This is a genomic window from Actinomadura sp. WMMB 499 (genome assembly GCF_008824145.1).
In the GTDB taxonomy this organism is placed as follows: Bacteria; Actinomycetota; Actinomycetes; order Streptosporangiales; family Streptosporangiaceae; genus Spirillospora.
The window spans coordinates 2,343,942-2,358,885 of the sequence record NZ_CP044407.1 but is presented as its reverse complement, the minus strand read 5'-3'; the positions used below and the strand labels follow the sequence as shown (position 1 = coordinate 2,358,885).

Annotated in this window: 9 protein-coding genes and 1 tRNA gene; 9 read left to right on the top strand and 1 reads right to left on the bottom strand. The window is 75.8% G+C overall.

Annotated elements, in window-relative coordinates; genetic code table 11:
- Positions 1-45: 45 nt before the first annotated feature.
- Complete coding sequence (locus F7P10_RS10145; protein WP_151009112.1) at positions 46-2,841, bottom strand: AAA family ATPase; 2,796 nt, start codon at positions 2,839-2,841, stop codon at positions 46-48.
- 486 nt (positions 2,842-3,327) lie between these two features.
- Between F7P10_RS10145 and F7P10_RS10140 the strand changes: the two genes are divergently transcribed.
- From F7P10_RS10140 to F7P10_RS10100, 9 genes are all read left to right on the top strand, one after another.
- Positions 3,328-6,237 carry a LuxR family transcriptional regulator gene (locus tag F7P10_RS10140; protein ID WP_151009111.1) on the top strand — a complete coding sequence of 970 codons (2,910 nt, stop codon included), beginning with the start codon at positions 3,328-3,330 and terminating at the stop codon, positions 6,235-6,237.
- Positions 6,238-6,304: 67 nt separating this feature from the next.
- Positions 6,305-6,378 (top strand) — tRNA-Leu (locus F7P10_RS10135).
- A gap of 233 nt (positions 6,379-6,611) precedes the next feature.
- Positions 6,612-8,510 carry an aminotransferase class I/II-fold pyridoxal phosphate-dependent enzyme gene (locus F7P10_RS10130; protein ID WP_151009110.1) on the top strand — a complete coding sequence of 633 codons (1,899 nt, stop codon included), beginning with the start codon at positions 6,612-6,614 and terminating at the stop codon, positions 8,508-8,510.
- Between the two features lie 239 nt (positions 8,511-8,749).
- On the top strand, positions 8,750-10,282 hold the full coding sequence (locus tag F7P10_RS10125) for an acyl-CoA carboxylase subunit beta (protein ID WP_218040653.1): 1,533 nt from the start codon (positions 8,750-8,752) through the stop codon (positions 10,280-10,282).
- Between the two features lie 73 nt (positions 10,283-10,355).
- The gene (dpgA, locus tag F7P10_RS10120; RefSeq protein ID WP_254716526.1) at positions 10,356-11,543 is read left to right on the top strand and encodes a 3,5-dihydroxyphenylacetyl-CoA synthase DpgA; all 1,188 of its coding nucleotides are present in this window, start codon (positions 10,356-10,358) and stop codon (positions 11,541-11,543) included.
- Between the two features lie 29 nt (positions 11,544-11,572).
- Positions 11,573-12,244: an enoyl-CoA-hydratase DpgB gene (gene dpgB / locus F7P10_RS10115; RefSeq protein ID WP_151009108.1), complete on the top strand. Its 672-nt coding sequence runs from the start codon at positions 11,573-11,575 to the stop codon at positions 12,242-12,244.
- Positions 12,241-13,575 (top strand): (3,5-dihydroxyphenyl)acetyl-CoA 1,2-dioxygenase DpgC, encoded by a 1,335-nt coding sequence (gene dpgC, locus F7P10_RS10110; protein ID WP_254716525.1) that lies wholly within the window; start codon positions 12,241-12,243, stop codon positions 13,573-13,575. The genes dpgB and dpgC overlap by 4 nt, the downstream gene beginning before the upstream one ends.
- Positions 13,572-14,417, top strand: a complete 846-nt coding sequence (gene dpgD, locus F7P10_RS10105; RefSeq protein WP_151009107.1) for an enoyl-CoA-hydratase DpgD — start codon at positions 13,572-13,574, stop codon at positions 14,415-14,417. Before dpgC ends, dpgD begins: the two co-directional genes overlap by 4 nt.
- Positions 14,418-14,660: 243 nt before the next feature.
- On the top strand, positions 14,661-14,915 hold the full coding sequence (locus tag F7P10_RS10100) for an MbtH family protein (protein ID WP_151009106.1): 255 nt from the start codon (positions 14,661-14,663) through the stop codon (positions 14,913-14,915).
- Positions 14,916-14,944 lie beyond the last annotated feature (29 nt).

Sequence of the window (14,944 nt, the reverse complement as noted above, 5' to 3'; positions counted from 1 at the left end):
TGCCCGTCCCCGGACGCGTCGGGGGGCGCGTCCGGGGACGGGCGCTCACGACGTCGTCACCGCGGGACGGTCGTGGCCGGGCTCGGGCGGGGCGTCCCGCAGCCGTGCGGGCAGCTCCGTCCGGCGGCCGACGTGCAGCTTTCGGTAGACGCGGGTGAGGTGCTGCTCCACGGTGCTGACCGTGATGAGCAGGTCCGCGGCGATCTGCCGGTTGGTGCGGCCCGCGGCGGCGAGGGCGGCGACGCGGCGCTCGGCGCCGGTGAGCTCGGCGACGGCCCCGCCGCCGGTCGGGCCCGTGCGCGGGCCGGCCCGGTGGGCGGGCCGCCGCTCGCCGTCCGGTCCGGCGCCCACGGGGCGGCCGGGGCCGGGCCCACCGTGGTCCGGCCAGCGGAGGTCCGGACGGTCGTGCTCCGCGCGGGCGAGCTCCGCGCGCGCGAGCGCGAGCTGCGCCGCGTCCCCGCTGTGCTCCAGGAACTTCACCGCCTCGCGCAGCAGCCGCGGGCGCTCGCCCGCGCCGGTCGCCAGCGCGAGCGCCCGCAGCGCGCCGCCCCGCGCCCGGGACGGCCCGGGACGCACCCGCTCCAGTTGCTCGGCGGCGAGCGCGGCGGCGGCCGCGAGGTCGCCGCGCGCCAGCAGCGTGTGGGCGGCCCCGATCCGCCACGCGACCAGGCCCGGGACGTCGACGCCCCGCCGCCGCATCAGCTCCCCGCACGCCTGGAACTCCGACAGCGCGGCGGCCGTGTGGCCGGTCGCGAGCAGGAGGTGCGCGTGCGCCTGCCGATGGTGCAGCCCGATGGGCGTCCGCAGCGCGTCCGGTGGGACGGGCGGACGCAGCTGCCGGGCGGCCTCGGTGAAGCGGCCCATCGCGGTGAGGGCCATCGCGAGCGCGGAGACCGGGAGGACGATCGCCGTGCCCCAGCTCGCGGGGGAGATCCGGGCGAGCGCCGTCCGGGCATGCCGCTCGGCGCCGGCCGGATCGCCGAGCCGGACGCACGCGAGGGCGCGGATCGCGGCGAGCAGCGCGTGCGCGGCGGGGTCGTGCCGGGTCGCGGCACGGGCCAGCAGCGGATCGCAGCGGTCCGCCGCCGCCCGGGCGCGGTCGTCGTAGAGCAGCGTCGCCAGGGCCGTCGTCACCGGGCCCGGCGCCCAGGCACCGCGCGCCGCGTTCCGCAGGATCTGCTCCGCCGTCTCGGCGATCTCACCGGACGCCTCGCCGCTCACGTCGCCGGCGAGCACCGCGGCCAGCGCGGCGGAGGCGCGCACCCCCGGCTCCGCCGTCCCGGAGCCCGGGGACAGCGGCGGCGCGGCGTCGGTTCCGGGCGGGGCGACGCCGAGCAGCAGCCGCGCCGCCCCCGGCGTCCGGGTGGTGGCGCCCGGCCGGTCGGCGAGCCGCACCAGCAGCTCGTCGGCCTCGCGCCCGCGCCCGAACCACAGCAGGTAGAAGACCGCGCGCTGGGCATCGTCGCCCCGCAGCAGGCCGTCCCGCACCCCGTTCCGGAGCGCGGGGAGCAGCGGGACGATCGCGGCGGGATCGATGCGCCAGTGCGCGCGGGCGAGCGCGCCGTCGATGCGGGGGGTGCGGCGCTCGTTCCCGCAGAGGCGGCGCGCGAGGGACAGGCACCCGAGGGCGGTGCGCGGGTCGCCGTCCTCCAGGTGGCGTTCGCCCGCCTCCACCAGCACCGGGACGGTCCAGGGCGCGGCCGGCCGGGTGCCGCCGGAGGGCGCGGCGGCCAGCAGGTGCCCGGCCACCGTCACCGCGCGCGCGCCCTGCTCGTGCAGGAGCCCGGCGAGCGCCCGGTGCAGCTCGGCGCGGTCGGCGGGCGGCGTGCCGTCGAGGATCGCGGCCCCCATGGACGGATGGCGGAGCCGGCCGTCGGCCAGCAGCCCCGCGGCCGTCAGCACGTCGAGTAGGCGGGGCGCCCGCGCGCCCTCCGCGCCCGGCAGCCGGGCCAAGGCCGCGGCGGGGACGGCGCCGTCGGCGAGCGCGACGGCCCGGGCGATCGCCGTCGCCTGCGGACCGGCCTGTTCCAGCAGCGTCCGGACGGCCCCGGCGTACGCGGCGCCCGGGACGGCGCCCCGCACGTGCCCGGCGTCCTCCAGTACGGCCCGCACGAGCAGCGGGTTGCCGCCGGTGACGGCGTCGCACCGGTCGAGGGGCACGGCGGCGGCGTGGGCGGCGAGCAGCCGGGCCTGCTCGGCGCGGGACAGCGGCCGCAGGCGCAGGACGGTGACCCGGGGGTCGTTCGGCAGGGCGGCGCGGAACCACGGCGGCGGGCCGTCCGGGCCGGCGCGTTCGGTCAGCGCGATCATGACGCGCGCCGTTTCCCGGACGGCGCGCGCCAGATGCGCGAGGAAATGCAGGGACGCGGCGTCGGCGCCGTGCACGCCGTCCACCGTGATCAGCAGCGGTGTTCCGGCGGACCGCCGCAGGATGCGCCCGGCGATCCGCCGGAAAGGCGCGACCGCCGCGGCGGGGAGGATTTCCGGAGACACGTTCCACTCGGCCGCGGGTACGGCGTGCACCGCCTCCTCCAGGAGCGGCCGCAATGCCCGGGCCGTCTCTGGAGGCGCTCCGCTGATCATATTGCGGAGCAGAGAAAGCGGGACCCGCTGATCGTCGGGGAAGGGCACCCCGGACAGGACGAGCACGCCCGACGCGGTGGCCCGATCGGTCAATCCGCGCAGCAGCGTGCTCTTTCCCATGGTCGGCTCGCCGACGATGACCGCGATGGCGGGATGTCCGTCCAGGGACGCCGTGAAGAGGTCCGACAGCCTGGCCGACTCCCGTTCCCGACCGCTCGGGCGCCCGTCCCGGCGGGCCGCCCGGATCCCCTGTGCCATGCGCGAACACACCTCTCGTCATCGTTTACGCAGGCGGTGAGCCCGCGAAGCGGAGTAGACCACGGACGGAGTCACAGGGACGTAACGGAGCGGCGCGACCGCCGGAGCACCCATTCCGGGGGGCGTGCGTGCGGGGCGGTCGCAGGGGGCAGCGGGTATTCGGGTTCGTGCATCGGCGGAATTGATCTGTGCAGAAAGTGTGCTCGGGGTTGCTTAATGAGTTGGCTGGATCCGGCCATACTTTGGATCATCCGAGAGGGGCCAGGTAGGCACTGGGTTCTTGGCTCTAAGTAATGTATTGTATGCATGATGTCATTGGTCTTGCCTGGACGCCGGTGCGAATATTGAACCGTCGCCCCACCAGGGCACACCCATGCCGCCAGTCATTCGCCGGTGACTCGAGGCAGCTCCCGGGATGGCCACCGCCGCCGTGGGGGCGGCCTCCCGTTAGCGCTGTCCGGAGTTTCGGGGGAGGCGAGCGCTCGCATGCCCATTGTCGAGCGTACGGAGGAGATGTCCCGGCTCGACGCGGTCTTCGCCGGGAGCCGCGCGGGGCACGGCGCGGTATTCCTGGTGGAAGGACCGGCCGGAACCGGTAAAACGAGGCTCGTTCATGAATTCGGCGAGCGGGCGGTCGAGGCGGGGGCGACCTTCCTGTCCGCCGCCGCGTCCCGCGCCGACCACGGGTTCCCGCTGAGCGCGGCCGGTCGGCTGTTCGGCGGGCCCGCGCTGCGCGCCGCGCAGCTCGAGGAGGCGGAACGGCTGCTGGAGGAGGGCGCCGCGGCGGCGGACCCCGGCCGCTCCCCGTCCGGCGGTCCCGTCGGCGGCGCGGCCGTCCCCGCCGAGGTCCTGCGCGGGCTCGGCGCGCTGCTGCTGTCGGCCGCGGACCGCGCGCCGCTGGTGATCGCGGTCGACGACGTCCACCACGCCGACCCCGCCTCCCTGCGGTTCCTCCACCACCTCGTCCGCCGGGCGGGCTCCGCGCGGATCATGCTCGTCCTCACCGAGTGCGTGCGCGCCGCGCCGCCGTCCCCCCTGCCGCACGCCGAGCTCCTGCGGGGCCCGCGCGTCCACCGGGCGCGGCTGCGGACGCTGACCCGGGACGGCGTCGCGGCCGTCCTGTCCGGGCACTTCGACCCGCTGACGGTCCGTCGGCTGGCGGGCGGGTGGCACCGCGCCACCGGCGGCAACCCGCTGCTGGTGCACGCGCTCGTCGAGGACCACCGGGCGTCCGAGGCCGCGCACCCCCCCGAGCTCGTGTTCGGTGAGGCGTTCCGCCGCGCGGTCCTCACCTGCCTGCAGCGGTGCGAGGCGATGCCGCTCGCCCGCGGCCTCGCGGTGCTGCCGCCCCGCTCGTCCGGTCCGGGCGCCGGCGAGCTGGTCGGGCTGGACGCGCGGGCGGTGGCGCTGACCGGCGAGGTGCTGGCCGCGACCGGCCTGACCGCGACCGGCCCGACCGCGACCGGCCCGACCGCGACCGGCGGCGGATTCCGGCACGAGGCCGTACGGGCCGCGGTGCTGGGCGGCATGCGTGCGGACCGGCGCCGGGCGCTCCGGCTGCGGGCGGCCGAACTGCTGCACCGGGCCGGGGCGCCCGCCGCCGAGATCGCCGACCGGCTCGTCGCCGCGGACCGGGTGCCCGGACCGTGGGCGCTGGCCGTGCTACGGGAGGCGTCCGGGCCGATCTCCGGCGCCGCCGGCCGGCCCGAGACGGTCGCGCGGTTGCGGCTCGCGCTGCGCGGCCGTCCCGGCGAGCCCGAGCGCGCCGCCATCCTGTTCGACCTGGCGTGCGCGGAATGGCAGGCCGACCCGGAACGCGCGATCCGCCACCTGCCGGAACTGTCCGCCGCCCTGCGGGCCGGCCACCTGCCCCCGGACGCCGCCGGCAGGCTGGCCGCCTGGGCGATGTGGCTCGGCCGCGTGGACGACGCCCGCGAACTGGACGGCGCCGGAGCCGCACCGGGCACCGTGGAACGCCGCCTCGCCCGCGCGTTCCCCGGCCTGGCCCCGTCCGGCGACGGCACCGAGCCCGCCCCGCCCGGCACGGCCCGGCCCGGCCCGGCGGCACCGCCCACCCGCGCCCGCGCCTCCCGTGGTTCGGCGGTGAAGAGATCCCCGGCGCGGCCCCCCGCGCCGCGTGTGCCAGCCGAGAACCTCCCGTCCGCACGGGGGGTGAGGGCCGTTGCGGAGGACGACACCCTGCTCGGGACGTTCGTGGAGTTCCTCACCCATCCGGCCCTGCACGAGGACGAGCACCGGGTGGCCGTCGCGCACATCGAGCACGTCCTCGGGGAGCGCGCGTCCGCACCGGGGACGTGCGCACCCGTCGCGGCACTCGCGGCGCTCGTCCATGTCGGTGAAGTCGAGCGAGCCGAGCACTGGTGCGACGCGCTGGAGCGTTCCGACCCCGAACCCCCGCCGCTGATGGCGGCGCTGTACCTCGTGGCGCGCGCACTGATCCGGTCAAGGCGCGGCGACCTGAACGGCGTTGTCGAGCACGTGCTCGGGGCGTTCGACCTGGTGCCGCCCGGCGGCTTCGGGGTGTTCGCCGGAATCCCGATGGGCGTCCTGGTCGAGGCGCTCGTGGCGCGCGGCGAGCACGTGGCGGCGGGCCGGTGGCTGGACCGGCCGCTCCCCGACGCGACCTTGCACAGCCCGTTCGTCCTGCCCTTCCTGCGCGCCCGCGGCGAGCACCACCTGGTGGTGGGGCGCGCGCGGACCGCCGCGGCCGAGTTCCGGCTCTGCGGGCACCTCATGCGGACGTGGGGCTGTGACCTGCCCGGTTTCGTCCCATGGCGGACGGACCTGGCCCGGGCGTACCTGGCGGTGGGCGACGCCGAACCGGCCGCGCGGCTCGTCCGCGAGGAGATCCGGCGCCTGCCGGACGGCCGCACGCGGCCCCGCGCCGGGGCGCTGCGCGTGCTGGCCGCGGCCGTCCCGGACGAGCGGACGCGCACCCTCCGCCAGGCGGCGCGGGCGGCGGAACGCGCCGGGGACCGGCTGGAGTTGGCGCGGGTGCTGGCCGGTCTCGCCGCGTGCCACCGGACCGAGCGGCCGCATCGCGCCCGCGAGCTGGAGCGGCGGGCCGCCGCGCTGGCCGCCGAGTGCGGGGCGGCCGGGATCGGCCGCCACCTGGGCCCGGGCGCCCCGGCCGAACGCGCCGGAACGCCGGCGCCCGGTGCCGACCGGTTCACCGAGCTGAGCGACGCGGAACGACGGGTCGCGGCGCTCGCCGCGGAGGGCTGGAGCAACCGGCAGATCGCGAAGCGCCTGCACGTCACCACCAGCACGGTCGAGCAGCACCTGACCCGCGTCTACCGCAAGCTGCGGATCAACCGCCGGACCGACCTCCCGCTGGACCTGGCCGGAATTCCGCTGCGCGGCTTTCTCGCCTGATAACGCGCTCGCCGGCCCGCGGCGCTGGACGCATGACCCGTTCGCGCGCACCGGCTAGCATTCATTTGCCCTCGTAGCCCAATTGGTAGAGGCAAACCCCTTAAAAGGGTTGTGGTGTCGGTTCGAATCCGATCGGGGGTACCGGGCCGGGCGCCTGCCCCGGCAGGTGATCCGGGGACGGTGGCCCGGAGCGGCGCGGGCCTGTCCAACCGCGCAATTCTTTCGGTTGGACACCCTTTTTTGGCGCCCTTGTCGCTGCCATGCGTCCATGTAATCCTTGCCGCGCCGGGAAGCCACGACATCCAATTCCGTTTGGGGTTCGACGTGCTAGCACACACCATCACGGCGCACGCTCCCGCCGGGAGCGAAGCGTTATGAAAGGCGCTATCGACCGGGCCGCCTTCGCAGCCGTCGGGCTGCGGCCGGGCCGCCGCCCGCCCACCGGCCCGCCCGACACCGCGGTGAAGATCCTCGGCCGTACCTGGACCGCGCCGATCGCCGGTCCGGACGGTGCACTGCTCGTCGCCGAGACGACCGACAGGCCCGTCCAGATCCGGCGCGGCCACCCCGACGAACCCGCACTCGAGGCCGGAACCGTCGAGTTCGCCCAGGTCGGCACCCCCGCGGAGGCCGTGCGGGCGGTCGAGCGGGGCGCGGCCGGGCTGATCGTCGCCGGCTCCGCCGGGAGCGCCGCGCTCGACGCCCTGCCGCGGGTCGCCACCGCCGTCGCGCGCCGTTGCCCGATCCTGCTCGACGGCGGTGCCGAACTGGGGGCCGACGTCCTTGCCGCGCTCGCCCTCGGCGCCGACGCGGTCGTCCTCGACCCGGCCGCCGACACCGCCCGGATCGTCGCGGAACTGCGCGCCGCGATGGCGTTCGCCGGCGCCGCGACGATCTCCGACGTGGACGCCTCGTGCGTCCGGGTCGAGCAGGCGGCGCCGCCCGCCGCGAACCGGTCCGGAGCCGACCTGCACGTGGCGGAACTGCACCCGAGCCTGGCCGACCCGGTGCTCGACGCGATGAACTTCCTCAACGAGATCACCTTCCGCCACCCCGACGCGATCTCCTTCGCCCCCGGCCGCCCCTACGACGGGTTCTTCGACAACGAGCAGATCTTCGAGTACGTCCGGCGCTACCTCGACCACCGGGCCGGTACGGGCGCGACCCCGGACGACCTGCGCACCGAGCTCTTCCAGTACGGTCCCACCGCGGGGCGGATCCGGGACGTGATCGCCGATTCGCTGCGTGCGGACGAGGGCATCGACGTCCCGCCCGAGGCGATCGTGGTGACGGTCGGAGCCCAGGAGGCGATGCTCCTCGTGCTGCGGGCGCTCGCCGCGGGGCCGCGCGACTCCGTGCTCGCGTCCACCCCCTGCTACGTGGGCTTCACCGGCGCGGCGCGGATTCTCGGCGTCCCGGTGACCGCCGTCCCCGAGGGACCGGACGGCCCGCGCCCCGCCGCGCTCGAGGCCGCGATCCTGGCCGAGCGCGCCGCCGGGCGCCGCCCCCGGGCGTTCTACGTGGTGCCCGACCACTCCAACCCGTCCGGCGCCACCGTCGACCTGCCGGCCCGCCGGGCCCTGCTCGACCTCGCGGCCCACCACGACATGCTGATCATCGAGGACACCCCGTACCGGCTGGTGAGCCCCGGCCGTCCGCTGCCCACGCTGAAGTCCCTCGACCGCGACCGGCGCGTCGTGCACGTCGGCTCGTTCTCCAAGACCCTGTTCCCGGGGGCCCGCGTGGGCTTCGCCGTCGCCGACCAGACCGTCGCCGACGGCACCGGCCGCGCCGCGCCGCTGGCCGCCGAGCTCGCCAAGATCAAGAGCATGGTGACGGTCAACACCCCGTCGCTGAGCCAGGCCGCCGTGGCGGGCGCGCTGCTCGCGGCGGACGGCCGCGTCTCCCGGCTGAACGCCGAGGCCGCCGAGTACTACGGCCGCGCCATGCGGGCCACCCTGGACCGTCTCGACCGCGAGCTCCCCGCCGCCCGCCGCGCCGCGCTGGGCGTCCGGTGGACCGCCCCGTCCGGGGGTTTCTTCCTGACCGTCCAGGTCCCCTTCGACGCCGACGACGCCGCGCTGGCCCGCTCCGCCCGCGACTTCGGCGTCATCTGGACCCCGATGACCCAGTTCCATCCCGAGGGCGGCGGCCTCGACCGGCTCCGCCTGTCGACGAGTTACCTGGCCCCAGCGGAGATCGATGAGGGGATCGCCCGCCTCGTCCGGTTCATCGAGTCCGAGAGCGTCCGCAGCCGGCGGGAGGCCCGATGACCACCGCGAACGACCACGCCGTCCCTCCGGTCCCCGCCCCCGAGACCACGCCCCGCGCCTACGAGACCGCGCCCGCCACCGCGCCCGCCACCGCGCCCGGAGGTGCGTCCGGCGGCGCGCCCGCCACCGCGTCCGGCGGCGTGGCGGGAGCGCCTCCGAACGGGGTCGCGAACGGGGTCGCGAACGGCGCCGTGAACCGCGTCGCGTCCGGGGCGGCCGACGGGGTGGCGGCGGGGTCCATGGACGGCTTGCGGCGGCGGGCCGCGGAGCTGCGGGCCGGGATCGTCGCGGGGAACCCGGCCGCGGTGGAGCGGCAGCACGCGCTCGGGAAGCTCACGGCGCGCGAGCGGCTGGCGATGCTGCTGGACGAGGGGTCCTTCACCGAGGTCGGGCTCTACCGGAGGCCGGACGGCGGGCCGGACGAGCGGCGGCCGCACACGGACGGCGTCGTCACCGGGTCCGGGGAGATCTACGGGCGCCGGGTGTTCGTGTACGCGCAGGACTTCACGATCGCGGGCGGGTCGCTCGGTGCGGCGCACGCGGCGAAGATCCACCGGGTCATGGACCTCGCGCTGGCGGCGGGCGCCCCGCTGATCGGGCTGAACGACAGCGGTGGGGCACGGATCCAGGAGGGGGTGACGGCCCTCGACGGGTTCGGCGGGATCTTCTTCCGCAACGTGCAGGCGTCCGGTGTGATCCCGCAGATCAGCGTGGTGTGCGGGCCGTGCGCGGGCGGTGCGGCGTACTCGCCCGCGCTGACCGACTTCACGTTCATGGTGGGGGACGCCGCCCAGCTGTACCTGACGGGGCCGGACGTGGTCGAGGCGGTGACCGGGCGGCGGGTGACGCACGCGGAGCTGGGCGGCGCGCGGGTGCACGGCTCCACGTCGGGCGTCGCGACGTTCGTGTACGACGACGAGGCGTCATGCCTGGAGGACGTCCGGTACCTGGTGTCGCTGCTGCCCGCCAACAACCTCGAACCCGCGCCCGCGACGCCCGGGACGGGCGCGCAGCGCGAGGAGCGCCCGGCGCTGGCGGAGATCGTGCCGGTCGATCCGGCACGGCCGTACGACATGCGGCTGGTGATCGACGAGGTGGTGGACGAGGGCACGGCGCTGGAACTGCACGAGGGGTGGGCGACGAACGTGATCTGCGCGCTGGCGCGGATCGACGGCGAGGCCGTCGGCCTGGTGGGCAACCAGCCGATGGCGATGGCCGGGGTGCTGGACGCCGACGCGGCGCAGAAGGCCGCGCGGTTCGTCCGGTTCTGTGACGCGTTCGGGATCCCGCTGGTCACGCTGGTGGACGTCCCGGGGTTCCTGCCCGGCGTGGAGCAGGAGCACGCGGGGGTGATCCGGCACGGCGCGAAGCTGCTGTACGCCTACTGCGAGGCGACCGTCCCGCGCGTGCAGGTGATCGTGCGGAAGGCGTACGGCGGCGCGTACATCGTGATGGACTCCCGGTCGGTCGGCGCGGACCTGTCGCTGGCGTGGCCGGGCAACGAGGTCGCGGTGATGGGCGCGGCGGGCGCGGTGAACGTGATCCACCGCCGCGCGCTGGCCGCGGCGCCCGACCCGGAACGGCTCCGCGCCGAACTGGTCGGCGACTACACGCGGCGGCTCGTGCACCCGTACTACTCGGCGGAGCGGGGCCTGGTGGACGACGTCATCGATCCGGTGCGGACGCGCATCGAGGTGGCGCGCGGCCTGGCGATGCTCCGCACGAAACGGCGGGCCGGGCCGCAGCGCAAGCACGGAAACGTGCCCCTGTGAGGAACGCGAGAGAAGGGTCGAAATTGTCCGGGCCGCAACGCGGAGATTTTCGCAGCAGACCAAGAATGTGGGGATGGACCTTCCGATGACCATGGACATGGAATTATCCCGGGACGACTTACGCACCGAGGCGCCGCGCCCCGACGTCGCCGCGCCGAACCCGTTCGTCCCGCGGATCGTGGGGGTCGGGACGGCCGGCGGCGCCACGTCCTACTCCCAGCGTGAGGTGCTGGAGGAGATCGGCGTCACCGACCCGAAGGTGCGCTCGGTGTTCCTGAACAGCGCGATCGAGAGCCGGTACCTGGCGCTGCCGCCGCCGGGTGCGGGCGGGCGGCGGGAGTCCGAGCCGCAGGGCGACCTTCTCGACAAGCACAAGCGGCTGGCCGTCGAGATGGGCGTGCGGGCGCTGGAGAGCTGCCTGAAGCAGGCGGACATGCAGGTGTCGGACCTGCGGCACCTGTGCTGCGTGACGTCGACGGGGTTCCTCACCCCGGGGCTCAGCGCGCTGATCATCCGCGCGCTGGGCATCGACCGGCACTGCAGCCGGTCCGACATCGTCGGGATGGGCTGCAACGCGGGCCTGAACGCGCTGGGCGTGGTGTCGGGGTGGGCGACGGCGCATCCGGGCGAGCCGGCGGTGGTGCTGTGCACCGAGGCGTGCTCGGCGGCGTACGCGCTGGACGGCACGATGCGCACGGCGGTCGTGAACAGCCTGTTCGGGGACGGTGCCGCGGCCGTCGCGCTCGTCGCCGAGCCGGACGCCGGGGCCGGGTCGCCCGCGGGGCCGCCCGCGGGGGGTGGCGGTGCCGGACGGGCGCCGGGGCCGCGCGTGCTGCGGTTCGCCAGCACCCTCATTCCGGAGGCGCTCGACGCGATGCGCTACGACTGGGACCGCGACCAGGGCCGCTTCAGCTTCTTCCTCGACCCGCAGATCCCGTACGTGGTCGGCGCGAACGCCGAGGTCGCGGTGGACCGGCTGCTGGACGGGACGGGCCTGCGGCGCGGCGACGTCCGGCACTGGCTCGTCCACTCGGGCGGCAAGAAGGTGATCGACGCGGTCGTCGTGAACCTGGGGCTGAACCGGCACGACGTCCGGCACACGACGGGCGTGCTGCGCGACTACGGGAACGTGTCCAGCGGCTCGTTCCTGTTCTCCTACGAGCGGCTCGTGGAGGAGAACGCGGTCGAACCGGGCGACTACGGCGTCCTGATGACGATGGGGCCGGGCTCGACGATCGAGACCGCGCTGGTGCGGTGGTGACACGGGTGGCGACGACGACGGGAGCGGGCATGACGCAGGCGACGGGAACGGCCCGGGCGGCGGTGCGGATCGACGGCGCGGCGCCGCTGTCGCCGGCGGTCGTCCGGGAACTGAGCGAGCTGTGCGACCTGGTGGAGGGCCCCGGCGGGCCCGGCCTGGTGGTGCTGGCGGCGGGCGGCGCGCCCGGCCCCTCGCGGGACGGGCTGACGACCTCGCTGGTCACGAAGTGGGAGCGGACGCTGCGCAGGCTGGAGCGGCTCCCGGCGGTGACGGTGGCGGTGGCGGCCGGGAACGTCGGCGGCCCGGCGCTGGACGCGCTGCTGGTGGCCGACGTCCGGATCGCGGAGCCGGACGCGCGGCTGGTCGCGGGCACCGCCGGGGCGGCGACCTGGCCGGGGATGGCGCTGTTCCGGATGGCGCACCAGTCGGGCGCGGCGGCGGTGCGCCGCACGGTGCTGTTCGGTGCGCCGGTGGGCGCGGCGGAGGCGGTCGCGGCGGGCCTGGTCGACGAGATGACCGCCGACCCGGACGCGGCGGTGGCGGAGGCGGCGGCCCGGTTCGGCGGGTTCGCCGGACCGGAGCTGGCGATCCGCCGGCAGCTGATGTTCGACGCGGTGACGACCGGTTTCGAGGACGCGCTGGGCGCGCACCTCGCCGCGTGCGACCGGGCGCTGCGGCTGGAGCGGGAGGCCGCGTCGTGACGATCGATCACTCGGCCGCGCCCGCCGGGACCGCACTGGCCGGGGAGGCGGGCCGCGCGTGGGACGCGCTGGGCGGCGTCCTGCGCGACGCCGACGCGTTCCTGCGCGGGCTGCCGGAACCGGCGGCGCGGTCCGCGGCGCAGCGGACGGCCGCCGCCGCGGCGCACGACCGGGCGCGGGCGGCCCGCACCCGGTTCATGGACGCGCACGCCGCCGCGGTGTACGCCGTCCTCACCGCCGGGCGGACCCGCGACCTGCGGATCGACGCGCTGGTGGAGGCCGCGGCGGAGACGTTCCCGGGGCTGGTGCCGACGGCGGCGCGGCTCGCCGCCGAACGGACCCGGGCGCAGGCCGACAAGGAGGGCCTGGAGATCGACCAGGGCATCTTCCTGCGCGGCGTGCTGCGTTCCCCGGTGGCGGGCCCGCACCTGCTCGACGCGATGCTGGCGCCGACCGGACGGGCGCTGGACCTGCTGCCGGAGTTCGCCCGGACGGGCACGCTGGACATGGAGGCCGTCCGGCTGGAGCGTCGCGACGGGGTGGCGTACCTGACCATGTGCCGGGACGACTGCCTGAACGCCGAGGACGAACGCCAGGTCGACGACATGGAGACCGCGGTCGACCTCGCGCACCTCGACCCGTCCGTGGGCGTGGGCCTGCTGCGCGGCGGCGAGATGAGCCACCCGCGCTACCGGGGCCGCCGGGTGTTCAGCGCCGGTATCAACCTGAAGCGGCTGCACGCGGGGGAGATCTCGCTGGTCGGGTTCCTGCTCCGCCGCGAGCTGGGGTACATCGCCAAGCTGGTGCGGGGCGTGCGCGTGCCGGACGGCGCGGACGGCGCGGCGTGGCAGTGGCCGACCGTGGACATGCCGTGGGTCGCGGCGGTGGACGCGTTCGCGATCGGCGGCGGCATGCAGCTGCTGCAGGCGTTCGACCACGTCATCGCGGAGGCGGGCGCGTACCTGAGCCTGCCCGCCGCGCAGGAGGGCATCATCCCCGGCGCGTCGAACTACCGGCTGACCCGCGCCACCGGCCCGCGGATCTCCCGGCAGATCATCCTGTCGGGACGGCGGATCCGCGCCGCCGAACCGGCCGCGGAGACGCTGGTGGACGAGGTGGTGGAGCCGCCGGAGATGGACGCGGCCATCGCGCGGAGCCTGGACCGGATGCGCGGCGCGGCGGTCGTCACCAACCGGCGGATGCTGAACCTCGCCGACGACCCGCCTGAGGAGTTCCGCCGGTACATGGCGGAGTTCGCCCTGCAGCAGGCGCTGCGGATCTACGGCCAGGACGTCCTGGCCAAGGTCGGCCGCTTCGGGCGTACCGCGTGAGCGCCCCGGGCACCGGCGAAGTCGATGGCACCGGCGATGTCGACGGCGAGGGCCCCCGCGTCCGGTACGTGAAGAAGGACCACGTCGCGTACGTGACGCTGGACCGTCCGGCCGTCCTCAACGCGATGGACCTGCGCACCCACGAGGAGCTGGCCGCGGTCTGGGACGACGTCGAGGCGGACGACGCCGTCCGCGTTGCCGTCCTGACCGGCGCGGGCGACCGCGCGTTCTCGGTCGGGCAGGACCTGAAGGAGCGCAGCCGGCTGAACGCGGCGGGCGCGCCGCCCACGACGTTCGGGAGCCGCGGGCAGCCCGGCTGGCCCCGGCTCACCGAGCGGTTCGCGCTGACCAAGCCGGTCCTGGCGCGGGTGAACGGGTACGCCCTCGGCGGCGGCTTCGAGCTGGCGCTGGCCTGCGATGTCATCGTGGCCGCCGAGCACGCCGAGTTCGGGCTGCCGGAGGTGCGGCTCGGGCTGGTGCCCGGCGCGGGCGGCGCGTTCCGGCTGGCCCGGCAGATCCCGCTGAAGGCGGCGATGGGCCATCTGCTGACCGGACGCCGGATGACGGCGGCGCGGGCGCTGGAGTTCGGGCTGGTGAACGAGGTCGCGCCCGCGGACGAGCTGGACGACCGCGTCGCGACCTGGACCGGCGAGCTGGTGCGGGCCGCGCCGCTGGCGGTGCGGGCGATCAAGGAGGCGGTGCTGCGGTCCGTCGACATGCCGCTGGAGCAGGCGTTCGCCACCCGCTACGTGTGGGAGGAGCGGCGGATGCACAGCCGGGATGCGGTCGAGGGCCCGCGGGCGTTCGCGGAGAAGCGCGAGCCCCGCTGGTCGGCCGGGTGACCCGCCGGCCGTAGCAACCCCGCGGTGCGGAGCCCATCGGACGTCCGGTGGGCTCCGCGCCGTTTTCCGGAGGCGCCGGACCGGCCGTCCGAGAACTGCACGAAAAAGGCGGCCGTCCAACCGTGAAAATGCACGGTTGGACGGCTGCGTGTCCATTTTCTGGCACCTTGTAGTGACGTGTCGCCGTCATTATCGTGACGCATGAAATTGATGGGCCGGTTTCTGAATCCGCAGGGAGAGATCATGGCCAACCCGTTCGATGACGAGAACGGACGATTCCTCGCGCTGATCAACGACGAGGGCCAGTATTCGCTGTGGCCGGCGTTCGCGGACGTCCCGGAGGGCTGGGAGATCGCGCACGCGGAGGACACCAGGCAGGCGTGCCTGGACCACATCGAGGCGAACTGGACCGACATGCGGCCGCGCAGCCTCGTCGAGGAGATGCGCGAGTACGAGGCGGGCCGCGAGCGGGCCGAGCCCGAGAAGACCTCGTCGTGATCGGCGGCCCGGGACCCGTGATGATCCGC